Consider the following 22954-nt stretch of genomic DNA (forward strand, 5'->3'; position numbering starts at 1 on the left):
AGTATTTCTGATAATTTTTAATCTTAATTTTACAAGAGTATAACAACAAAAAAGGTAAAATATTATAATTAATAATTAACGGGATTTTTATGGCAATCAAAAAAACAGAACTATATAGCTCATTATGGGCAAGTGCAGATGAACTAAGAGGTGGAATGGATGCAAGTGAGTATAAAAACTATGTACTTACTTTGTTATTTATGAAATATGTATCAGATAAAAAAGATGATGCTAATAGTCTTATTGATGTTCCTAAAGGTGTTAGTTTTGAAGATATGATAGCCTTAGATGGTGATAAAGAAATTGGTGATAAAATAAATAAGATTATCGCTAAACTTGCAGAAGAAAATGACTTAAAAGGTGTGATTGATACCGCAGATTTCAATGATAGCACAAAACTTGGTAGTGGTAAACAAATGGTTGATACATTATCAAAACTTATCAAGATTTTTGATAATCTTAATCTTACATCAAACACAGCAGAGGGAGATGATTTACTTGGCGATGCTTATGAATATCTTATGCGACACTTTGCGACAGAATCAGGAAAAAGTAAAGGTCAGTTTTATACTCCATCAGAAGTTTCTACAATCCTACCTCAAATTATAGGTATAGATGAAAATACAACTCCAAGACAAACTATCTATGACCCAACTTGTGGAAGTGGTTCACTACTTTTAAAAGCTTCATCATTAGCTCCAAATGGTCTTAGTATCTATGGACAAGAAAAAGAGGTATCTACAACTGCACTTTGTAAAATGAATATGATTTTACATAATAATGCTAGTGCAGTTATTGCTCCTGGTGGTCAAAGTACTCTTGCAAATCCATTTTTTGAAGATGAACCAAATGTAAAACTTACAACTTTTGACTTTGTAGTAGCTAATCCTCCTTTTTCACTAAAAGCTTGGACAAATGGAGTGGAAAGTCCTGATAAATACTCAAGATTTGAAGGTTTTGTAACACCTCCTGAAAAAAATGGTGACTATGCTTTTTTACTTCATATTTGTAAATCTATGAAATCAGATGGAAAGGGTGCTGTTATTCTTCCTCATGGTGTTTTATTTAGAGGAAATGCAGAAGGAGTTATTAGAGAAAAGCTTATTAGAAAAGGTTGGATAAAAGGAATCATTGGACTACCTGCAAACCTTTTTTATGGTACAGGAATTCCTGCTTGTATTATAGTTCTTGATAAAGAAAATGCTCAAAATAGAACGGGAATTTTTATGATAGATGCCTCAAAAGGCTTTAAAAAAGATGGAAATAAAAATAGACTTAGAAGTCAAGATGTACATAAAATCGTAGATACGTTTAATAAAACTCTTGAAATAAAAAAATACTCTAAAATGGTAACTCTAAGAGATATTGAACTAAATGAATATAACCTAAATATTCCAAGATATATAGATAGTAGTGAAAGTGAAGATATACAAGATTTATATGCCCACTTAAACGGTGGAATACCAAATGTTGATATTGAAAATCTAAAAGAGTATTGGGATGTATTTAAAACTTTAAAATCAGAACTATTTGAACCAAGTGTTAAAGATGGATATTCAAATGCAAAGATAGAATCAAATGAAATAAAAAGCTTTATTTTAAATCATGATGAATTTAAAAAGTTTAGTAATGATGTATTTGATTTATATAAAAAATGGGATTATTCTGAAAGATTTTGTAATTTAGATATTGGTTTTAAACCAAAAGAGTTAATCTATGAAATAAGTGAATCAATGCTTGAAAAATTTAAAGATGTAAAACTTATAAGTAAATATGATATTTACCAAATACTTATGGATTATTGGGCTGAAACTATGCAAGATGATTGTTATTTGATTTCTCAAGGTGGTTGGGATATTGGCTCAAACTTAAGAGAACTAATCCCTTCAAAAGACAAAAATGATAAAAATGTATATAAAGAGGCTCACGATTTTGAGTTTAATAAAATTAGATATGTAGCAGATTTAATACCTCCAAAACTTTTGATAAATAGATATTTCCAAGAAGAACAAAAAGCTATTGATGAACTTCAATCAAAACTAGATAGTGCTTCAAGTGAACTTGAAAACTACATAGAAGAAAATAGTGGAGAAGAGGGGCTTCTTGAAGAGGCTAAAAATGATAAAGGAAATATCAGTAAAAAATCTATTGATGATAGACTAAAAAACACAAAAGATAAAGATGAAATTAAAGCTTTAAAAGAGTGTAAAAAACTAATTGAACTTGAAGCAAAAGCAAAAATAGAATTAAGAATTGCAGTTGATAAACTAACTCTTGCAGTATTTAAAAAATATCCAACATTAAAAATAGAAGATATAAAAGAGATAGTAATAGAGGATAAATGGTTAAAACATATCAGTAACCAAATAAAAGAAGAGATAAATCGAGTAACTACAAGTTTGGCAAATAGAATCAAAATTTTAGAAGATAGATATAAAGAACCACTAAAAACTATCGAAAATGACGTAAATATTTTAAGTAAAAAAGTGGAAGAACATCTAAAAGCTATGGCGCTTTCATGGTAAATCTAAAAGATTGGCAAGAGATAAATATTGGGAGTGACACTACTTTAAAAGCTAGGATTGGTTGGCAAGGTTTAACAACTGGTGAATACAAAGATAGTGGAGAATATTATCTTGTAACTGGAACTGATTTTGAAAATGGTTTAGTAAATTGGGATACTTGTCATTTTGTAAATAAATGGAGATTTGACCAAGATAAAAATATTCAATTAAAAGTTAATGATGTACTTATCACAAAAGATGGAACTATTGGTAAAGCTGGTTTTATTGATACTATTAAGTTGCCAACAACTTTAAATAGTGGGGTGTTTGTAATAAGAACAAATAGTAATAAATTAGACCAAAAGTATCTGTATTATATTTTTACATCTGAAATTTTTGTTGAATTTTTGAATAGATTAACAGCAGGTTCTACAATCAATCACTTGTATCAAAAAGACTTTATACACTTTACTTTTAAAGCTCCAAATATTGAAGAACAAAAAGCAATAGCAAAAGCTTTAAGTGATACAGATGAACTTATTACAACACTAGAAAAACTAATATCAAAAAAAGAAGCTATCAAACAAGGCACTATGCAACAACTACTAACTGGTAAAAAAAGATTAAGTGGATTTAGTGATGAGTGGGAAGAAAAAGGGCTTGGAGAAATTGCTATTTTTAGAAGAGGGAGTTTCCCTCAACCATATGGGTTATCTAAATGGTATGATGAATCCAATGGATTACCTTTTATACAAGTTTATGATGTTGATAAAAATATGAAGCTCAAAAATGATACAAAACAGCATATAAGTGATATAGCAAAAAAATTAAGTGTTTTTGTTAAAAAAGGTACTGTAATTCTTACTATTCAAGGAAGTATAGGAAGAATAGCAATAACTCAATATGATGCATATATTGATAGAACATTGTTGATTTTTACTGATTTTTTAGTTCAAATGGATAAAATTTTCTTTTCTTATGTTGTTCAAGAGTTATTCAGAATTGAAAAAGAGAAAGCTGCAGGTGGAACAATTAAGACAATAACAAAAGAAGAATTATCTAGTTTTAGTGTAATGATTCCAAGATTTTTAGAACAACAAGCAATAGCTCAAATTCTATCAGATATGGACAATGAAATAGAAATTTTAAAATCAAAACTCTCAAAAACAAAAGCCATCAAAGATGGTATAATAAGTGAACTTCTTACTGGAAAAACTAGATTAAAGGTAAAAGATGAGTAAAAATCCTATAAATAAAACACTACTAAGCCAAACTATAAAAACAACTCAAGCAATAGAGGGATATAAAGAAGCAAATAAACAAACTATCCAAAAAGCTCAAAGTCTAAGGGAAAAGTATGGTATCAAAGTATCAGCTAAAAGATAACTCTTTTTATATAAAAGACACTGATATTCCTATCAATAAATATAATATTGATGATAGTGAAACATTACATGAAATCGAAAAAGAGCTTCTTGAAGAAGCTTATCTTATTTTTTTTGATGAGTTAGATGAGAGTACAGTTTTTCATGAAAACTATCTAAAAGAATTACATAAAAGAACATTTGAATCACTTTATGAATGGGCTGGAGTTTTTAGAGACTTTAATATGGCAAAAGGTGATAGTAGATTTTGTCAAGGTGCGTATGTACAAAATGAATCAAAAAAAATATTTGAAGCTTTGAAAAAAGAAAATTATCTAAAAGATTTTGAAAATAGACCCAAAGAAGAGTTTGCAAATAGATTGGCATATTTTCAATGTGAACTGATAGCATTACATCCCTTTTATGAACTAAATGGAAGAATCACTCGTATGTTCTTTGATATGATAGTTGCATATAATGGATATAAATTTATAAACTATTCAAACTTTACACCTAAAAAATATATTCAAGCATCAATAGATTGCGTACAACTTGCAGATTGTGACAACTTAGAAAAAATTATATTAAATGGACTTGAAAAGTGACAAAAGATGTTAAAGTATTTGTAAATAGTTTTGATGAGTTTATAAGTAATTTGCCATTTCAATTAGCGATTGACAGCTACCAAAGACCATATGTATGGGGTGAAGGAAAAGTAAATGAGCTAATAGATGATTTAAAAGAGTATTTGTATAATCCTAAAAGTCTTAGTTACTATATGGGAACTATACTTTTACATAAAAAGACAGATGATAAAAATCAAACAAAATACTATATTATTGATGGTCAACAGCGACTAACAACCTTGATGATTTTGTATTTTGTTCATTTCAATAACTTACCTAAAAATACTTCTTTAAGTTATAATTCGCCTGTTTCTGTTAAATACATTCAGGAAGTGAAAAGTAAGTTTATAAATAATCAAACCATTTTTAAAAATCATATGAATGATTTATTCAATAAAATTTCATTTACTTTTGTAATTACTAATTCAGAAGATTTAGCTTTTACTTTTTTTGATACACAAAATAATAGAGGTGTAAAATTAAGTACTACTGATTTACTTAAAGCATATCATTTAAGAGCAATCGATGGTAATTCAAAAGAAGAATTACAAATAAAATACGCAAAAGAATGGGAAACTATCCAAAGACAAGAAAGTATTTTACCTACAAGTTACGATTTTGTATCTCAACTTTATGAAAAATTTATTTATAGAGTAAGAAACTGGACAGGACAAAAAAATATAATTAAAGAAAATAGAGAACAAATAATAAAAGAATTTCAAACAGATACACTCTCAACTAAAGATAATTTAGTAAATCTTTATAACAATATAAATAATCAAAAGTATTTAAATATTAGATTTGAAGATAACAAGATGGTTCAGAATTTTACAAAAGAACTTTATAATAAAAATAGTATAGATTTACCTTTTACATTAAGACAGCCTATTGATAAAGGAGTAGGCTTTTTTCTATTTACAAAGAAATATGCTCAAATTTTAGATTATATTTTTATGCAAAATAACAAAGATATTTTGGATACAAATATCTTAGAGTTTAGAAAATTTTATAATATAGTTTATAAGCATTTATCAATTTATCTAAAAGAATTATTTATTATTTCTATTTTAATTTTTTATGATAAATTCAAAAGTAATAAGCTTTTAGAGTTTGCTTTATGTCTTGATTATAATTTAGGTGCAATTAGACTTGAAAAAACATATGTTTTTGAACAAGCACCTATTAAATTTTTAAAAGAGAGTTCTCTTAATTTATTTGATTTAATAAGTTTTAGCTTTAGATCTGAAGAAGTAATAAATTATTTAAAATCTGAAGGAAAAAGAATTAGTGTATATGAAAAAGAAAACATTAAACCAAATGAAGGTGTTCAAGGTAGATATAAAGCATCAGTATTAAAATATTTTGAAAAAGAATTTAAAGAAGAAAAATTGAATTATTTAAAAGATAGAGAATATTGGAATGACTATAAGATAAAGGGATTAAATGGTTAAATCAAAATTATTTACTATAAATGATATTGTAGAAAAAGATTTTAGCTTTGAAATTCCTATTTATCAAAGACTTTATGTTTGGAAAGATGAGCAAGTAAAAATACTTTTGGATGATTTGTATGAAGCATTTAAATCAAATAAGGATATTTTTTATCTTGGAAATGTTTTGGTTGTAGAAAATAGTAATAACAAACATTTTGATTTAATAGATGGACAGCAAAGATTTACAACTTTATGGATGTTTTCTATTGTTTTTAAAGAAGCAATGGAATCCTTTATTTATAAGAATGGAAATTTTAGACTAAATTTCTCTATTCGTGATGAAGTAAAAAACTTTTTTAATTCATTTTTGATGGATAAAGATACTAATTTGAGAATTGATGAAAATATATCAAAAGCATTAGTAGAGATTAAAAACTATTTTCAAAATAAGAATAAAGATATATTTGAGTTTACAAAGTTTTTAATGCAAAAAGTACAATTGTTATTTACTATTGTGCCTAAAGAAACTGATTTAAATAAGCTTTTTGAACTTATTAATAATCGAGGAGTGCAACTACAACATCATGAAATTCTAAAAGCAAAGATTTTAAAGAAAATTGATGATAATGAAAAATTAAAATATAGTAATTTATGGGATTCTTGTTCCTATATGGATAATTACGTGGAAAAAAATCTTAGAGATATTGCAAAAGTAAAAATATCTCAAATTTTTTCTAATAAAAAATCAAAAAAAGATGTTGAACCTCTAGCTATTGCTGAAGAAGTTTTAAAATTAATTAATAATACTAAATTAACAAAGTTTGAGCCATTATCATTAGAACAGATTTTAAAAGACAATAAAAATATATCTGAAACAGTAGAAGATAATCTAGATGAATATAAATCCAATAGTAATGTAAGAAGTATCATTACATTTTCAATGCTATTACAACATACTTTAAGAATTTATTTAATAAAAAAAGAATCTAAAGATATTCAAAAGATATTGGATAAAGAATTACTAAATATTTTTGATAGTTATTTCTTTTTTGATTCTAATAATAAAGAAGATGTAAAATACTTTATAGAATTGTTATGGAGAGTTAGGTACATGTTTGATAAATATATTATCAAATGGGTAGAAACTGAAGATGGTGAAACACATCTGATTAATCAGCTTTATTTAAATCATAATAAAATTAAAAAGTCAAAAAGTCTAGTAAGAGGAGAACCTGAATCAAATGAAGGTGTAGCATTGCTTCAAAGTATGATATATCATTCACAACAACTTACAACACATTATTGGTTAACTCCATATTTGTATTATTTATATTTAAACGGTGGAAACAATAAAAAACATTATGAGTATTTAAGATATTTGGATAATAATTTATTATCTAATAGAAGCGAAGAGACCTTAATGCAACGAACATATAAGTTTACAAAAGATTTTAGTTACAGCGAAAATTATGATTATACTGAACTTAGAGAAGCAAAAGGTGTTAGATTTTCTCATTATTGGTTTTACAAATTAGAATTTGTTTTGTGGTATTTATTAAAAGATAAAAAAGATAAAAAATGGGAAAAATTTAGATTTACTGCAAAAAACTCAGTTGAACATATTTCTCCACAGCATCCTAAAGAGGAAGATACAAATAAAGTATCAAAAGATATTTTAGATACTTTTGGTAATACATCTCTTGTATCAAGAAGTATAAATTCTGAATACAGTAACTTACCATATAATGAGAAGAGACAAAGATTTTTTAATAAAAATAAAGAAAAACTAGATTCTTTAAAAATGGACTTGATATACCAAAATAAAGAATGGAATGATAACTTAGCAATAGAACATCAAAAAAAGATGTTTGAGTATCTAGAAGAATATTTTGAAAGTGAGATAATATATGAGTGATGTAGGACAAAATGAAAGAGCAACCCAAAATCGTGTAGTAAAACTTATTTCTAAAAAACTAGGTTATAAATATCTTGGAGATTTTCAAGATAGAGCAAATAATCAAAATATAGAAAAAGAGATACTAAAAAAGTGGCTTTTAAGTCGTGGAGTTAGTGAAGCTTTATATACAAAAGTTGAGCGACAAATAGAACAATCTATTGCTTTAGGTGGTGGAAGAAAATTATATGAAGCAAATAAAGAGTTCTACTCACTTTTAAGATATGGTGTAAAAGATAAAGAAAATCAAAATGATAAAAATGAAACAGTATGGCTAATTGATTGGAAAAATATTGATCATAATGAATTTGCAATTGCTGAAGAAGTAACAATTAAAGGGCAAAATACAAAAAGACCTGATATTGTACTTTATGTAAATGGAATAGCATTAGGAGTACTTGAATTAAAACGCTCAAAAGTAGGGGTAACTGAAGGTATTAGACAAAATCTTGATAATCAAAAAGCTACTTTTATTAGAGATTTTTTTGCTACTATTCAACTTATAATGGCAGGTAATGCCTCTCAAGGTTTAAGATATGGAACTATTGAAACTACTGAAAAATATTATCTTAGTTGGAAAGAAGAAAATCCTTACTATAACTCAAAAATAGACTCTAAAGATAAAAAATATTTAAGTGCTTTAGAGTTTGGATGTGATGGAGAAGCAGTAAGTGGAATTTTAGATTTTGACATCATAAGATTACTGAATAAAAAAAGATTTTTAGAACTAATTCATGATTTTATAGTTTATGATAGTGGAACTAAAAAAACTTGCAGACAAAATCAATATTTTGGAATAAAAAAAGCTCAAGAACATATAGCTAAAAGAGAAGGTGGAATTATTTGGCATACTCAAGGAAGTGGTAAATCACTTACTATGGTGTGGTTAGCTAAATGGATTAGAGAAAATGTACAAAAATCAAGAGTTTTAATCATCACAGATAGAACAGAATTAGACCAACAAATAGAAAAAGTATTTACAGGAGTTGAAGAACAAATTTATAGAACAAAAAGTGGAAGAGATTTAATTGGTGTTTTAAATGACTCAAAAGAGTGGTTGATGTGTTCACTTGTTCATAAATTTGGAACAGATGAGAAAAAGTCAAGTGAAGCAACAGATGAATATATAAAAGAGCTTCAAAGTATGCTTCCAAAAGATTTTAGTGCTAAAGGCGAACTTTTTGTATTTGTAGATGAGTGTCATAGAACACAATCAGGACAATTACATGATGCTATGAAAAAAATCTTACCTAATGCCATGTTTATAGGTTTTACAGGAACACCACTTTTAAAAGATGATAAACAAAAAAGTATAGAAGTATTTGGTGGATATATTCATACTTATAAATTTGATGAAGCTGTAAAAGATGGAGTTGTTCTTGATTTGCAATATGAAGCAAGAGATATAGACCAATATATTGGTAATCAAAAGAAAATTGATGAATGGTTTGATTTAAAAACTAAAGATTTATCAGATGTCGCAAAAGCACAATTAAAACAAAAGTGGGGAACTATGCAAAAAGTTCTCTCTTCAAAACAAAGACTTGATTTAATTGTTCAAGATATATTATTAGATATGGAAAGAAAACCTAGACTTATTGATGGTAGAGGTAATGCAATGCTTGTATCTGATAGTATTTACAATGCTTGCCAATTTTATGAATTGTTTGAACAAACAGACCTAAAAGGTAAAACAGCAATAGTTACAAGTTATGTTCCATCGGAAGCAGATATAAAAGGCGAAGAAAGTGGTGAGGGGAAAACAGAAGCTATAAGAAAATATGAAATATATCGAAAAATGTTAGCTAACTATTTTGAAATAGATGAAAATGAAGCATCTAAAAAAGTAGATGAATTTGAAAAACAAGTAAAAGAGAAATTTAGCAAAGAACCTGGGCAAATGAGATTATTGATAGTTGTTGATAAACTTCTAACTGGATTTGATGCTCCAAGTGCTACATATCTTTATATAGATAAACAATTAAAAGACCATGGATTATTTCAAGCTATTTGTAGAGTAAATAGACTTGATGGTGAAGATAAAGAGTATGGATATATTATAGATTATAAAGATTTATTTCATAAATTAGAAGGTGCAGTTGAAGATTATACAAGTGGTGCATTAGATGGATATGAGAAAGAAGATATTCAAGGTTTACTTACAGATAGACTTAAAAAATCTAAAGAGAGATTAGAAGAAGCAAGAGAAAGTATAAAAGCTTTATGTGAAGCTGTAAATGAACCAAAAAATGAATTGGACTATCAACGATATTTTTGTGGTGATACAAGTAATAAAGATGCTTTAAAAGAGAATGAACAAAAAAGAATAGCACTTTATAAATTTACAGTTAGTCTAATCAGGGCTTATGCAAATTTAGCAAATGAATTTAGTGAAGCTGGATATTCTAAAAATGAGTTTGAAACTATAAAAAAAGAAGTAATATACTATACAAATATTAGAGATTTAATCAAAAATTCAAGTGGTGATTATATTGATTTGAAAAAATATGAAGCTGATATGAGAAGATTGATTGATACTTATATAAAAGCTGATGATAGTGAAGTTGTTGCAACATTTGAAGATATGGGGATTATCGAATTACTTGTAAATAATAGTAGTGATGATTTTGAGAAAAAGATTCCAAAAGGTATGAATCAAACAAAAGAATCAATGGCTGAAAGTATAGAAAATAATGTTAGAAAACTTATTATTGATGAATCACCAACAAATCCAAAATATTATGAAAAAATGTCTGAACTTCTTGATGCACTTATTAAAGAGAGAAAAGAAAATGCAATCGAATATAAAAAATATTTAGAAAAAATAAAAGATTTAGCAAAACAATCTAAACCAAAAGGAAATCATACTTCGGGAAATTATCCAAAAGATATAAATACAAGTGGTAAAAGAGCATTGTATGATAATTTAGAGCAAAATGAGGATTTAGTATTGAGATTAGATACAGTTTTAGAAATAAGTATTACAGATAACTGGATTGGTAATAAAATAAAAGAGAAAAAGGTTCGAAAATCAATAGCACTTATAATTGATAACGAAGAACAAATAGATAAAATTATGAATATTATAAAAGAGCAAGATGAGTATAAATAGTTTTAGTAATATCGTTGTTAGTGGATTAGAAATAGTCATTGAACGAAAAGATATAAAAAATCTTCATATTGGAGTATATCCTCCAAATGGGAAAATTAGAGTAGCAACTCCTATAAAACTAAATGATGAAGCTGTAAGACTTGCTGTTATATCAAGATTATCTTGGATTAAAAAACAACAACAAAGTTTTTTAAAACAACCAAGACAAACAAAAAGAGAAATGGTATCGGGAGAGAGTCATTATCTTTTTGGAAAAAGATATTTATTAGATGTTAAATATGAAAATACAAAGCATTCAATAATAAAAAAACATTCTAAATTATTAATATCTGTAAAAGAGAATACAACAAGAGAAAATAGACTTAAGGTACTTGAAAAATATTATAGAGAACATTTAACTATTGAACTTGAAAAGTTTATAGAAAAATGGAAAAATATAATAGGTGTTAATATAGACTCATGGAAAATTCAAAAAATGAAAACAAAGTGGGGAAGTTGTAATATTGAGGATAAACGATTACTTTTTAATCTTGAATTGGCAAAAGTACCAGTAGAGTGTATAGAATATATTGTAGTACATGAAATGATACATTTACAAGAAAGACATCACAATGATAATTTTAAAGCTTTAATGGATAAATACATAATTGATTGGGAAAGTAGAAAAGAGCGTTTAAAACAGTGTCCTATAGGTTATTAAATAATAAATAAAAAAGAATCTGTGGCATATAATATAAACCTAATTATAAAAAATAACTTTATTTAATTGTGTATAATTTTAACATTTGTTTATAATAAAATAAAACTATGAATACATTTGAGTTGAATTAATAAAACAAATTTATTTCTCTTCCCTAAAAAACTCACAAACATCAACTTCAAGAACATAAGCTATTTTTAGTAGGTGTTCTATATTAAAATGGTTATTTTTATGATTTATCTCTGCACAAGATATGATACTTACTGACTTATGCCCAATTCTATGGGATAAGTCTAATTGGCTAATACCTTTTTCTTTTCTTAATCTTTTGACATTTTGACCAATTATTTTATGAAAATCATTTATATAAGTTTCACTTATATCGTCGATATGTTTCAATTTTCACCTTTTTTACATTGTAATAGCAAGTTTTAAGTTTAATAAGATAAAATTATTTTTACAACTTGTGATAGCAAGAGAAATTTTAAAGGGAGAATTTTTATGAAGAGATTTAAAGTATTACTTATTTTTATGTTTTGTATTATTATTTATAGTAATTTAGGAGCTAATGGTTATCCTAATATAACTGTTATTGATAAAATAAGTGAAAATAAGCCAAAATTTAATAGTTTAGCTGAAGAGGAAGCCTACAATAAACAAGAAAAAGAAAGAGAAAAACTTAAAGCTCAAGAATCTAACTCGATAATTGAAGAAACAAAAAAAGAAATTAATCAATACTACAAAGATAGAATTGATTTTTTTAAATCATTTCTTGTTAAAAAAAATGAATCTAAAGAATCTATTGATAAAAAATATCAAAATAGTGAAAAGATTGTTAATGAAATAAAACAAAACTATGCAAAATTAATAGAAAAGGCAAATAAATATAATATTGGTAAGCATTATAGCCAACAAGACAGAAATAGTACTAAAAATAGAGAGTTATATGAAGCTTTAAATGATTATATAGTAGGTCTTCCTATGAATTTTATTCATAACCTTAATATAGATGTATTTACTACTATTTACTACCAAGAGTATCTAAAAGAGCAATATGAAACTTTTGATTATAGAGATAAAATAAGAAAAGAGGAAGAATTAAGATTAATCGAAAAAGAGAAATCAAAAATTAAATATCAAAAATTAGCAGAAGAACAAAAGAAAAAAGCTGAAGAAGAAAAAATACAAAAACAAATTGAGCTTGAAAATAAAAATAAAAAAATTGAACTAGAAAGAAAAAAAGTTCAAAAAGTTTGTGCTGATTGGTTAGAAAAATCTCATAAGGAAGTTTATTCTCTTGGTGTTGGAGAATTGATCTTAAGTGTAAGAAATGGTCAAATAGGTAAAGAATTTCAAATTTATAATGTAGAGAAAAATACTTTTCTTGTAGGAAATCCTTCAACATCAAGAGATAACTTTTATATTTATAAGAGTGATTCTATACCATATAATTCTATAGAAAATGCTCCTAGTGAATATTGTTATAAGTAAAAATAAAGGTATATAAATGAGAAAAATATTTTTAATGATATTTTTATTAGTTAATCAAATTATTGCAGATAGTTGGATTAGTGGTTGGGAAATAGGTGGTATTAATACTTATGAAGTATCAAATTTTAAAGGTGATACTTTAAAAATATTTTGTTCTGATAATTTTAGTAGTTTTTCTTTAAATGACAAAGCTACTTTAGAAGATGATATAACAATTATTACAAATGATAACAGAAAAGTTGTAGCAATATCTCATTTGAGTAATGGAAGTGAAGGAATATCTACGGAATTAGCTTTTGATAATTTACTTTATGAGCTTAGTCAAACTGGAAAGCTGAAAGTTATATTAGGAAACGAAATAGCTGAATTTGATATTTTTAAGAATAATATTAATGCTGAAATTATTCCAAGTTGTGGATATGAAAGATTTTATGAGAAAGATAATTCTTCTAATATTAGCAATTGGCAAAGTTTTATAGAAAATGGTATTAATTCTTATGTATTACTTAATGATAATGCAGATAGTCTAAGTTTAGCTTGTAATAGTAACCACACTGTAATTTTATTTAACAATGAAGGTGGAAATAAAAACATTATTATAGCCATTAATGAGAATAATTTTAAATTTGAAACTAAAACATTAATTGAAAATAAATTAACTGCAATTAATAAAGATGCAGCTTTAAATTATTTTCTACACGAGATTAGCAAAGAGGGTAATATAACTATCAAATTTAATGGTAATAGTGCTAGTTTCAATGTTGGAGTGAATAATATAAATAGTGAAATTATTCAAAATTGTGGTTATTAATTTATTTAATATCATTTATTATTTAAGGAGTAAGATATGATTAAAAATGAACAAACCAATATTATTGATTCTATATTAAATCTTGGACAAAAGATCATCCCTTTATTATTGATATTGTCTTTTATATATGTATTTTATATAGTTCCAACATATCCAAAAATTGATAAAACTTTACCTTATGATGTAATTTCAAATAAAATCGAAGAAGTCGTATTGAAAAATATATCTTATTCATCTCTTGAATACTCTAGCGATTCAAGAAAGTTATTAAAATTTAGAAAAGCTGTATATAAATCAGGAAATAATATGGATAAATGTAAAACAAAAGAGTGTTTAGTTGATGAATATGAGAATTTTATGGATGATTGGGCTTCTACACAAATTAAGCAACAAACTAGATATTATTATTTAATGGATTTAGGGATAATTGGAGAAATACTTATTACTATGTATAAAGATTTAATGCGATAAAAGAGGTTAATATATGAAAAGATTATTTAAGGTTATTATTTTTATTTCTATAGGTTGGATAGGATTTGAATATTTTAAATATACATTTTTTACATACGATGGTACAGATAAATCTATAGAAAGAATGTTGAAATTAGTTCCTCTAAGCCAAAAGACAGAATTTATTAATAATTTTGATTTAGTTTTAGCTAATTATTATAGAAAAGAATTTGAATTAGATGGTTTCAATGTAGATGAGATAAGAAATGAAGCAATAAAAATTAAACGTAATATTGCTAATAACAATATTAAGTTTTTAAATAAATATATTGAGTATCTACAAAATAATAATAAAAAAGATTCTTATTTAGATTTTTCAGAATATGGAGTAATATCTGCACCAAAACAAGGATATATTTATAGTAAAAAGTTTTCAATAAAGGAGATGAAGGATATTATAAAACACAAAGGAGATTATCAGTTTTATAAGTATATGTTAGAGTATAAAATTGGATTTTTCGAAGTTTGTAAATATGAATTATGCCAATGTGTTTTTGATGAAATAATAAAAAGATATTCTTTACGAGAAATAAGAGATTTTGAGAAATTGTCTGATAAAGAGATGTCAAAAATTCTATTGGATTTAGTAAATAGTTGTAAAAATAGCTCTTAACAAACATTTATATATTTTGGGAGTAATTATAATAAATTAGTATTATCAGATAAAATAATATCAAGGATTGACACTGAATTACTAACATTCCTTATTAATCTCATACCTAACATTTCTCTCAGCAGTACCTTATGTTTTATACATCCAAATTTTAAAAAAGCAGCTATATCCCTAACTGCTGTAGCTTTACTAACTTTTGTTAAAGAAATATGTTTTTTGATATTTAATTGATGTTCAAATTTATAATATTTTTTCTATATTTAAATCTTTGAATCGAATAATTAATATAATAGTCTCATAGAATGAGCCGATTAAAGTTTATAATTGTATGGTTATTCTATTTTCTTAAGTTTATATGTATAAAATATTTGACAAAAATTAATATAAACAGTATTATTGACTAATATAATATACAAAAGGTTTTTCATGGATTTTTATGAATTAGGAAAAGAGTTAGCAACTTTACGAAAAAGTAAGAATATATCTCAACAAGCTATTTCAAAAGATTTGAATATCTCAAGAGCAACTATTAGTAATTTTGAATTAGGTACAAGTTCTGATATAGGATTAAAAAAAGTTTTACAGATAATTGATTACTTAGGATATGAAATAAATCTAAAGGAAAAATCACCTTTTCCTGTTTTTGAGGATGTTGTAAATGGATAAATTAAATATAAAAGTAGATTTAAGTAATATAGGAAAATTAGTAAAAGAGAATGATGAGTTTATATTTTTATATACAAGTGAGAATATAAAAGATTTTATCTCTTTGATTATGCCTGTTCGTCAAAAGCCATATATTCATAATAAACTTCACCCAATTTTTGAAATGCATTTACCAGAAGGATATTTATTATCTATTATTAAAAAACATTTTTCAAAGCTTCAAAAAACTGATGATTTTGGGCTTTTAAATATAATGTCAAGCTCTATAAATGGAAGAATATCTTATGAAACAGATTTTATAAAAGTTGCAAATAATCTGACTTTAGATGATTTACTTCATCCTAAAAGTGATACTTTATTTGATGAACTTGTAAACAAATTTGCATTAAATTCAGCTCTTAGTGGAGTTCAACCAAAGGTATTAGCAACTATTGAAAATAAGGCTACTTTAAAAATTGATGATTATATTGTTAAATCTTGGGGAGAGGATTATCAAGAATTAGCTTTGAATGAATATTACTGTATGAAAATAGTAAAACTTGCGAATATTGAAGTTCCAGAATTTTTTATTTCTGATGATGAAAAACTTTTTATTATGAAACGATTTGATAAAATTGAAGATAGGTATATTGGATTTGAAGATATGTGTGTGCTAATGGGTAAACAAAGAGACGATAAATATGAAGGTTCTCTTGAACAAATAGTAAAAACTATAAAAACATTTGTTTCTTCACAACATAAAAAATCTTCTTTGGTACAATTTTTTAAAATGACTTATTTAAATTATAGATTAAAAAATGGTGATGCTCATTTAAAAAATTTTGGATTAATTTATAATGGTATAGATGATATAAAATTAGCTCCTGCCTATGATGTTGTATCAACTGTAGTTTACATAAAAAATGATATTCCAGCTCTTTTATTACTTGGTAGTAAAAAATGGTGGGATAGAAAATATCTTGAGAAATTTGGTATTCAAACTTGTTCTTTGACTCAAAAAGAAGTAGAAAATGCGATTTCTCAATGTGAAAATACTATAAATATAGTCAGAGATGAACTTTTAGAAAGATTGAAAGTAGAAAAAAATAAAAATAAAATAGAAGTTTTACAGAAATTAATAGAAGTTATCAATTAATTTCTAAAATACTTATTGCTTTTTTTATTTGTTCTTCTGTTGCATTTGGATAAAGATTTTTTATAGCTAAAAATTTATCATCTTCAATTTCAACATTTATTATTTTTTCATCATTAATTAGCATTTCAATGGTTGATTGAGCTTTTAATGCTAATTCTGAGCCATCAGTAAGATAAGAACGCTGAGTTGTACTTAGATTAGTATGAGACAGCATCTTTGAAACTGAAAATATATCTGCACCATTTCTTAGTGAAACTACTCCTACCATACTTCTTAAATCATGCATAACCATATTATGTATATCAATACTTCTCATACATTTTTTAAAATGATAAATTGTATTATCTCTACCCATAGGAAAAATTCTTCCAGTTGTTGTTTTTTGCTCTTTAATTGCTTTATATAAAATGGGTAATAACTTAAATGTATGTTCTTTTTTATTTTTTGAATTTTCAGCAACTATTGTAAAAGTATTATCTTTATAGTTAATATGTTCGTGTTTTAGCTGTAGAACTTCATTAACTCTTCTTCCTGTAAGTAAAAAAGAGAATATTCCTCTCATGATTGGATGTTCATATGTTAATAGGGCTTTAGCTATTTTAAGTGCATCTTCATCACTACCTTTAAACTTTCTTTCTCCCGTATGTTTAGGAAATACAATTTTTTTCCAATTAAGCATTATATCATTAACTTCAAGAATAGGTTGCATAACTACTTTAATAGTTTTAATTGTTGTTGGCTTTTTCTTTTTTTCTATAGCTTCATTTATTAAATTTTGTATATGAGTTTCTGTTATATCATCAATAAGCATTTTGTCAAAAGTTTTAGATAAATAGTTTTTATAACAAACTTCATAAACTCTTATGGTGTTAGCCCTTTTATCAATTTTTTTAACATTTATCCAAGCTTGATACACATTTTTAAAACTTCTATCTTTTGGATCTATTTTAGGTAATTTTATATTCTCTGTTTTTAAAGTACCTTTTTCTTTTAATATTGCAATCATTTCATTTCGTTTTGAAATCATACTTTCAACAGCTCTAATAATAGATGTTCCTTTTGTAATATTAAAAACTTTTTTACCCCTACATCTTTTATTTTTATATATAGCTTCAACCGCTATTTCAATTTTATAATTTTGATTTGGTGTAGCTGTTACACCTTTAGCAGTATATTTTTCTTCACTTGGTTTTAAAAGAATATACATCCCTTGAGCTCTTTTATCACCAGCTTCTAACTTAATTTTAAATGGTAAGGTTTTTTCTTCTAAAGTATCCATATTTACACCTTTGGAGTTCAATCCCTACTTTTTTATAAAAAATCGTAAAAAAGTAGGGATAATTGTAGGAAATTGTATTTTATTATAGCTGAATATTAGTTTTAATTTAGTAATAAAAGCCTTAAATAAGGCTTTATAGTTAGTTGTAATTATTTATATTATCCATTTAAAAATAATCTATTAATATCATTGTAAATTCCAAGAAGCATTAAGCATCCTAAAATTAACCATCCCATAATTGTTAAAAACATAAAAACTTGTTCACTTGGTTTTCTTCTAGTAATCATTTCGTATAAATTAAACATTATATGACCACCATCAAGAGCTGGAATTGGTAAAAGATTTAAAACTCCTAGATTAACTGAAATTAATGCAGTTATTGTAAGAAGTGCTATAAAAGAATTTTCACTAGCATCTGATATAACTTTTCCAATAGTTATAACTCCTCCAATCTCACTAGATGGTATAATTCCAGAAATTAATTTCTGAACACCTTGAAAAATCATAGTTGAAGCAAATATAGTTTTTTCATAAGCATAAACTAAAGCTTGAGAAATATTTAATTGTAATGTTATTATCTTTCCAGAAGGAGATATTCCTATCATCCTTTTTTGAATTTTTTCATTAAACATGTTCTGACTATCACTAATATGAGGTGCTATAGTTTTTACTAATATTTGATTATCTCTTTTTACAAAAAATTGTAATGAACCTTGTGTTGTTGTGATAATTTTTCCTATTTCATCCCAAGATTTTATATCTTTATCATTTATTCTTATTATTTCATCATTTTTCATAAGTCCAGCATAAAAAGCAGGAGAATTTTCTTGAACAGTTCCTATTTGTGCAGCCCAAGTATTTGCTCCCATTAATGCAATTGTAAAATAAAGAATGGCAGCTAAAATAAAGTTTGCAAAAGGTCCAGCAAAAAGTATAATTATTCTTTGCCAAGGTTTTTTAGTATTATATGAATCCTCTCCATTTTCAACTAAAGTTGGTTTTGAATCATCTTGTCCTTTCATTTGAACATATCCACCAAGTGGTATCATAGCAAATTGCCAAGTTGTACCTGCCCAATATTTTGAATATATAGCTTTACCAAATCCTATTGAAAACTTTTCAACTTTCACTCCAAAATATTTTGCTGCTAAGAAGTGTCCTAATTCATGGAAAAAAACTAAAAAAGATAAAACTAATATAAAAGTAATAGTACCCAAGAAAAGCCTTTAATTTTTAAAATAATCTCTTGTATATTCATATCCAGAATATAAAGTTAAAAAAACAGCAAGCCACAATATAGCTGTTGCATAAGGCCAGTTCATAATTAAAAATCCAATAGCAAACATTTGTACAACTGTTTTTACTTTTCCAGCCATTGTTGCAGCTACATCTTTCCCTTCTGCTACGGCAACAACTCTAAGTCCTGTTATAAAAAATTCTCTTGAAAGTATCAAAAATACAGCCCAAACACTTGCTCTATCTATTGCAATAAGTCCTAAAAAACCAGCAAGAACAAGCATCTTATCAGCAAGAGGATCTAAAATCCCACCTAATTTTGTCATTTGATCCCAACTTCTCGCAATAAAGCCATCAAAAAAATCTGTAACTGAAGCTATCACAAAAATAAGTCCAGCAAAATAGTCAAACCAAGATATATGCCAAGATGAAAATATAGGATTTTCTCTATCAATAAAAAACCATAGCATTAGTGGAGCTAATGCTATTCTAAATAGAGCTAAAGTATTTGGAAGGTTTAGTGATTTTGGCATTATCTAAATGTTGTCCCACCGTCAACTATCAATGTATGCCCAGTTATCCAAGAAGCATCATTTGTACATAAGAAATAACAAGATTGAGCTAAATCTTCAGGTTGTCCTATTCTATTTAATGGAGAATATTCAGCAGTTTTTGCTTTTACTTCTTCATAATTTGTAAATGCTTTTAAGGCATCAGTATCAATAGGACCACCAGAAACTGCATTTACTCTAATATTAAATTCACCTAGTTCATTTGCTGCATATCTAACCATTGCTTCAACAGCAGCTTTATTTGTTCCATGACCTGCGTAGTTTTCAATATATACTAAATTTCCAGTTGAAGACAATGAAACTATTGCTCCTCCACCAATTTTTTGCATTCTTTTTGCTGCTTGTTGAGATCCACATACAAAAGCATTTACTGTTGCTGTATAAATATTATTTAATCCTCTAGGCTTTAATTTCATAAATTTACCATATCCACCAACAACTGCTCTTCCATAAATCATTGCATTTGAAATAAAGAAATCAACTCTATCAAAGTCTTTATCAATTTCTTCAAAAAGTTCAACGTATTTTTCTGGTTCTAAGATATTAAAAGGATATGCACAACATTTTACTCCAAACTTTGTTTCAACATCTTTGCATATTTCTTGTGCTATTTCACCATTTGAATTATATGTAAATGCTACATTTACACCATTACTTGCAAATTTATAAACACACTCTTTACCAATACCTTTTGTACCACCAGAAATTACTAATGTTTTCCCTTTCATATTACAACAACTCATTATTTTATTACCTCATATTTTATTAAAATTTCTTCTAGTTTTTTTATAGTTTCTATACTTGGCTCTGTTAATGGAAGCCTAAATTCTAAGCTATCCAATAATCCAGATAAATACATCGCAGCTTTTATTGGAATTGGATTGCTCTCACAAAATAGAACTTTATTTAAAGGATAAAGCTCATTATGGATATTTAAAGCAGTTTTAAAATCTCCTTGTAAAGCACTACTTACAAGTTTTGACTTTAAATTTGGAAGTAAATTTGAAGTTACAGATATTATACCTTTTGCACCACTAGCAAGCATTGGAAAATCTACACTATCATCACCAGAAATTACAACAAAATTTTCTCTTTGAGATATTATTGAAGTTGCACGTTCTAGTGAACCAGTTGCTTCTTTTATACCTTTAATATTTTCTATATCATCAAATAGCCTAATTGCAGTTTCAGGTAATAAATCAACTCCAGTTCTTCCTGGAACATTATATAAAACAAAAGGGATATCTACAGATTGTGCTATTGCTTTATAGTGTTGATAAAGTCCTTCTTGAGTTGGTTTATTATAATATGGAGCAATTGATAAAATCCCATCTGCTCCAATATCTTGAGCAAATTTTGCAATATCACATGCTTCATGAGTTGCATTTGAACCAGCACCAGCAATAACTCTAACTCCACTGTTTTTACAAGTTGCAACAGCAACTTCAATACATTCTTTATGCTCTTTATGAGATAAAGTTGCACTTTCTCCAGTTGTTCCAACTGGAGAAACAGCATTTATACCTTGTGCTATTTGTCTTTTAATAAGTTGTTCATATTTTACTAAATCTACTTTTCCATTTTTAAATGGGGTAACAAGTGCAGTCATTGAGCCAATAACGGTTTCCATACTTTTCCTTTATTTTTTGTCTTCTTTTAAAATCAGAGTTGTTGAATTTGATTTTATTAAGTATTTTTTTACAACTTCAACAATATCTTCAATCTTTAAATTCTCAAGATTTTTTTCATAATCTAAAAGAGGTTTTATGTTATCTCTTACAAGATATGTTCCATATAAAGATGCAACTTCACTTGAGCTTTCTAGTGAAAAAATAAAATCAGCTTTTGTATTGATTTTGATTTTATCTAAATCTTTTTGTGAAACTTCACCCTTTTGAATTTTCGCAATTATATCTAAAATCTCTTTTTCTATTTTTAAAGCATCAATATTTTCATTCGCAACAGCTAAAAACATAAATACTCCAGGATCTTTTAACTCCATATTATAAGCGTAAACTGAATTAGCTAATCTTTTTTCATCAACTAAGACTTTTTGTAAAATAGAACTTTTACCACTGCTTAGTAGTTGAGATAAAGTACTTAAAGCAATTTGATCTTTATGTTCAAAATTTGGAATATGATAAGTGATTGCTAACATTTCAACTGCAGATTCTTTGTTAATAATTGCTCTTCTTTCTCCATCTTGCTTTGGTTCAATTGTATGAATGTTTGTTTGTATATCTTTTTTATTTTTTATTTTTTTAAAATGATTTTCAGCTAATTTAAATACTTCATCTTTTGAAATATCACCAGCAACTACAACAATTGCATTTTGTGGCTGATAATAAGTTGAGTGAAAATCTTTTATATCTTCAATAGTCCAGTTTTGAATATCATCCATAAATCCAATAGGAGTCCAATGATATGGATGATAAATATATGCTGTATTAAATAATCTAAACTGTAAATATCCCATAGGATTATTGTCTGTTCTCCATCTTCTTTCTTCTGCTACAACATCACGTTCTGGTTGAAATTCTTCATCTTTTAGAGTTAAGTTTTGCATAAGTTCTGCAAATAATTCCAAAGATTTATCAGCATTTTTCGAAGATGATTTTATAAAATAGTGTGTATAGTCAAAGCTAGTACCTGCATTATTTATTCCACCAAAACCTTTTACAATTTCATCAAACTCACCAGCATCTAAATTTTTTGTAGATTTAAAATTTAAATGCTCTAACATATGAGCAATTCCACTTTTACCCATCACTTCGTTTCTACTTCCAACTTTGTAAAAAATATCAGTAGAAATTACATTTGAATTATTTTCCATAGGAATTGCTACTATTTGTAGACCATTATCTAAAGTTTTTGTATAATATTTTGGCAAGCTATTTGCACTCATTAATTCTCCCATAAATATAAAAAATATAAAAAATTTAAAAACA

At 26.2% G+C, this 22954-nt stretch carries 21 protein-coding genes; 14 read left to right on the forward strand and 7 right to left on the reverse strand.

Features of this window, described 5'->3' with window-relative positions; translation table 11 throughout:
* Window positions 1–89 precede the first annotated feature (89 nt).
* From ALANTH_RS05085 to ALANTH_RS05120, 8 genes are read left to right on the forward strand one after another with little or no spacing between them, the layout of a single operon-like run.
* Complete coding sequence (locus tag ALANTH_RS05085; protein WP_026807618.1) at window positions 90–2525, forward strand: type I restriction-modification system subunit M; 2436 nt, start codon at window positions 90–92, stop codon at window positions 2523–2525.
* A complete protein-coding gene (locus tag ALANTH_RS05090; RefSeq protein WP_026807619.1) occupies window positions 2519–3745 on the forward strand; it encodes a restriction endonuclease subunit S in 1227 nt (408 codons plus the stop codon). The genes ALANTH_RS05085 and ALANTH_RS05090 overlap by 7 nt, the downstream gene beginning before the upstream one ends.
* Entirely contained in the window at window positions 3738–3890 is a 153-nt protein-coding gene (locus ALANTH_RS05095; RefSeq protein WP_026807620.1) for a hypothetical protein, read from the forward strand. Before ALANTH_RS05090 ends, ALANTH_RS05095 begins: the two co-directional genes overlap by 8 nt.
* A complete protein-coding gene (locus ALANTH_RS05100) occupies window positions 3862–4473 on the forward strand; it encodes a Fic/DOC family protein (protein ID WP_026807621.1) in 612 nt (203 codons plus the stop codon). Before ALANTH_RS05095 ends, ALANTH_RS05100 begins: the two co-directional genes overlap by 29 nt.
* A complete protein-coding gene (locus tag ALANTH_RS05105; protein WP_026807622.1) occupies window positions 4470–5945 on the forward strand; it encodes a DUF262 domain-containing protein in 1476 nt (491 codons plus the stop codon). The genes ALANTH_RS05100 and ALANTH_RS05105 overlap by 4 nt, the downstream gene beginning before the upstream one ends.
* Window positions 5938–7842: a DUF262 domain-containing protein gene (locus tag ALANTH_RS05110; RefSeq protein WP_026807623.1), complete on the forward strand. Its 1905-nt coding sequence runs from the start codon at window positions 5938–5940 to the stop codon at window positions 7840–7842. The genes ALANTH_RS05105 and ALANTH_RS05110 overlap by 8 nt, the downstream gene beginning before the upstream one ends.
* Window positions 7835–10993 carry a type I restriction endonuclease subunit R gene (locus ALANTH_RS05115; protein ID WP_026807624.1) on the forward strand — a complete coding sequence of 1053 codons (3159 nt, stop codon included), beginning with the start codon at window positions 7835–7837 and terminating at the stop codon, window positions 10991–10993. Before ALANTH_RS05110 ends, ALANTH_RS05115 begins: the two co-directional genes overlap by 8 nt.
* Window positions 10980–11693 (forward strand): M48 family metallopeptidase, encoded by a 714-nt coding sequence (locus ALANTH_RS05120; protein WP_026807625.1) that lies wholly within the window; start codon window positions 10980–10982, stop codon window positions 11691–11693. Before ALANTH_RS05115 ends, ALANTH_RS05120 begins: the two co-directional genes overlap by 14 nt.
* A gap of 141 nt (window positions 11694–11834) precedes the next feature.
* On the opposite strand, the gene ALANTH_RS05125 is transcribed toward ALANTH_RS05120, so the two are convergent.
* Window positions 11835–12092, reverse strand: a complete 258-nt coding sequence (locus tag ALANTH_RS05125; protein WP_306458772.1) for a helix-turn-helix domain-containing protein — start codon at window positions 12090–12092, stop codon at window positions 11835–11837.
* Window positions 12093–12194: 102 nt separating this feature from the next.
* Between ALANTH_RS05125 and ALANTH_RS05130 the strand changes: the two genes are divergently transcribed.
* The 6 genes from ALANTH_RS05130 (at window position 12195) to ALANTH_RS05155 (ending at window position 16919) form a co-directional block, all read left to right on the forward strand.
* Window positions 12195–13184 carry a hypothetical protein gene (locus ALANTH_RS05130; RefSeq protein ID WP_026807627.1) on the forward strand — a complete coding sequence of 330 codons (990 nt, stop codon included), beginning with the start codon at window positions 12195–12197 and terminating at the stop codon, window positions 13182–13184.
* A 16-nt stretch (window positions 13185–13200) separates the two neighbouring features.
* Window positions 13201–13995 (forward strand): hypothetical protein, encoded by a 795-nt coding sequence (locus ALANTH_RS05135; protein ID WP_026807628.1) that lies wholly within the window; start codon window positions 13201–13203, stop codon window positions 13993–13995.
* Window positions 13996–14031: 36 nt separating this feature from the next.
* Window positions 14032–14466, forward strand: a complete 435-nt coding sequence (locus tag ALANTH_RS05140; RefSeq protein WP_026807629.1) for a hypothetical protein — start codon at window positions 14032–14034, stop codon at window positions 14464–14466.
* A 13-nt stretch (window positions 14467–14479) separates the two neighbouring features.
* A complete protein-coding gene (locus tag ALANTH_RS05145; protein WP_026807630.1) occupies window positions 14480–15118 on the forward strand; it encodes a hypothetical protein in 639 nt (212 codons plus the stop codon).
* Between the two features lie 426 nt (window positions 15119–15544).
* Complete coding sequence (locus ALANTH_RS05150; RefSeq protein WP_026807631.1) at window positions 15545–15784, forward strand: helix-turn-helix domain-containing protein; 240 nt, start codon at window positions 15545–15547, stop codon at window positions 15782–15784.
* On the forward strand, window positions 15777–16919 hold the full coding sequence (locus ALANTH_RS05155) for a type II toxin-antitoxin system HipA family toxin (protein ID WP_026807632.1): 1143 nt from the start codon (window positions 15777–15779) through the stop codon (window positions 16917–16919). Before ALANTH_RS05150 ends, ALANTH_RS05155 begins: the two co-directional genes overlap by 8 nt.
* On the opposite strand, the gene ALANTH_RS05160 is transcribed toward ALANTH_RS05155, so the two are convergent.
* The 6 genes from ALANTH_RS05160 to ALANTH_RS05185 all read right to left on the reverse strand — a co-directional run bounded on the left by ALANTH_RS05160 (window position 16912) and on the right by ALANTH_RS05185 (window position 22911).
* On the reverse strand, window positions 16912–18198 hold the full coding sequence (locus tag ALANTH_RS05160; RefSeq protein ID WP_026807633.1) for a tyrosine-type recombinase/integrase: 1287 nt from the start codon (window positions 18196–18198) through the stop codon (window positions 16912–16914). The two genes, ALANTH_RS05155 and ALANTH_RS05160, sit on opposite strands and share 8 nt — an antisense overlap.
* A gap of 158 nt (window positions 18199–18356) precedes the next feature.
* Window positions 18357–19415, reverse strand: coding sequence for an RIP metalloprotease RseP (gene rseP / locus ALANTH_RS05165; protein ID WP_026804251.1), 1059 nt, complete (start codon window positions 19413–19415; stop codon window positions 18357–18359).
* 9 nt (window positions 19416–19424) lie between these two features.
* Complete coding sequence (gene pgsA, locus ALANTH_RS05170; RefSeq protein WP_026804252.1) at window positions 19425–19967, reverse strand: CDP-diacylglycerol--glycerol-3-phosphate 3-phosphatidyltransferase; 543 nt, start codon at window positions 19965–19967, stop codon at window positions 19425–19427.
* Complete coding sequence (locus ALANTH_RS05175; RefSeq protein WP_034236755.1) at window positions 19967–20749, reverse strand: enoyl-ACP reductase; 783 nt, start codon at window positions 20747–20749, stop codon at window positions 19967–19969. Before ALANTH_RS05175 ends, pgsA begins: the two co-directional genes overlap by 1 nt.
* A complete protein-coding gene (gene dapA / locus ALANTH_RS05180; protein ID WP_026804254.1) occupies window positions 20749–21636 on the reverse strand; it encodes a 4-hydroxy-tetrahydrodipicolinate synthase in 888 nt (295 codons plus the stop codon). The genes ALANTH_RS05175 and dapA overlap by 1 nt, the downstream gene beginning before the upstream one ends.
* 9 nt (window positions 21637–21645) lie before the next feature.
* A complete protein-coding gene (locus tag ALANTH_RS05185; protein ID WP_371317626.1) occupies window positions 21646–22911 on the reverse strand; it encodes a M16 family metallopeptidase in 1266 nt (421 codons plus the stop codon).
* Between the last annotated feature and the right edge of the window lie 43 nt (window positions 22912–22954).

The organism is Aliarcobacter lanthieri (assembly GCF_013201625.1).
GTDB classification, from domain to species: domain Bacteria; phylum Campylobacterota; class Campylobacteria; order Campylobacterales; family Arcobacteraceae; genus Aliarcobacter; species Aliarcobacter lanthieri.

What these genes read in the sequence shown, in the direction of transcription:
- pgsA (WP_026804252.1), bottom strand. Translation starts at nt 19,967, where the DNA reads ATGCCAAAATCACTAAACCTTCCAAATACTTTAGCTCTATTTAGAATA.
- ALANTH_RS05175 (WP_034236755.1), bottom strand. Translation starts at nt 20,749, where the DNA reads ATGAGTTGTTGTAATATGAAAGGGAAAACATTAGTAATTTCTGGTGGT.
- ALANTH_RS05110 (WP_026807623.1), top strand. Translation starts at nt 5,938, where the DNA reads ATGGTTAAATCAAAATTATTTACTATAAATGATATTGTAGAAAAAGAT.
- ALANTH_RS05085 (WP_026807618.1), top strand. Translation starts at nt 90, where the DNA reads ATGGCAATCAAAAAAACAGAACTATATAGCTCATTATGGGCAAGTGCA.
- ALANTH_RS05130 (WP_026807627.1), top strand. Translation starts at nt 12,195, where the DNA reads ATGAAGAGATTTAAAGTATTACTTATTTTTATGTTTTGTATTATTATT.
- ALANTH_RS05115 (WP_026807624.1), top strand. Translation starts at nt 7,835, where the DNA reads ATGAGTGATGTAGGACAAAATGAAAGAGCAACCCAAAATCGTGTAGTA.
- ALANTH_RS05160 (WP_026807633.1), bottom strand. Translation starts at nt 18,198, where the DNA reads ATGGATACTTTAGAAGAAAAAACCTTACCATTTAAAATTAAGTTAGAA.
- ALANTH_RS05100 (WP_026807621.1), top strand. Translation starts at nt 3,862, where the DNA reads ATGGTATCAAAGTATCAGCTAAAAGATAACTCTTTTTATATAAAAGAC.
- ALANTH_RS05155 (WP_026807632.1), top strand. Translation starts at nt 15,777, where the DNA reads ATGGATAAATTAAATATAAAAGTAGATTTAAGTAATATAGGAAAATTA.
- ALANTH_RS05135 (WP_026807628.1), top strand. Translation starts at nt 13,201, where the DNA reads ATGAGAAAAATATTTTTAATGATATTTTTATTAGTTAATCAAATTATT.
- ALANTH_RS05095 (WP_026807620.1), top strand. Translation starts at nt 3,738, where the DNA reads ATGAGTAAAAATCCTATAAATAAAACACTACTAAGCCAAACTATAAAA.
- ALANTH_RS05150 (WP_026807631.1), top strand. Translation starts at nt 15,545, where the DNA reads ATGGATTTTTATGAATTAGGAAAAGAGTTAGCAACTTTACGAAAAAGT.
- ALANTH_RS05090 (WP_026807619.1), top strand. Translation starts at nt 2,519, where the DNA reads ATGGTAAATCTAAAAGATTGGCAAGAGATAAATATTGGGAGTGACACT.
- ALANTH_RS05145 (WP_026807630.1), top strand. Translation starts at nt 14,480, where the DNA reads ATGAAAAGATTATTTAAGGTTATTATTTTTATTTCTATAGGTTGGATA.
- dapA (WP_026804254.1), bottom strand. Translation starts at nt 21,636, where the DNA reads ATGGAAACCGTTATTGGCTCAATGACTGCACTTGTTACCCCATTTAAA.
- ALANTH_RS05120 (WP_026807625.1), top strand. Translation starts at nt 10,980, where the DNA reads ATGAGTATAAATAGTTTTAGTAATATCGTTGTTAGTGGATTAGAAATA.
- ALANTH_RS05185 (WP_371317626.1), bottom strand. Translation starts at nt 22,911, where the DNA reads ATGAGTGCAAATAGCTTGCCAAAATATTATACAAAAACTTTAGATAAT.
- ALANTH_RS05140 (WP_026807629.1), top strand. Translation starts at nt 14,032, where the DNA reads ATGATTAAAAATGAACAAACCAATATTATTGATTCTATATTAAATCTT.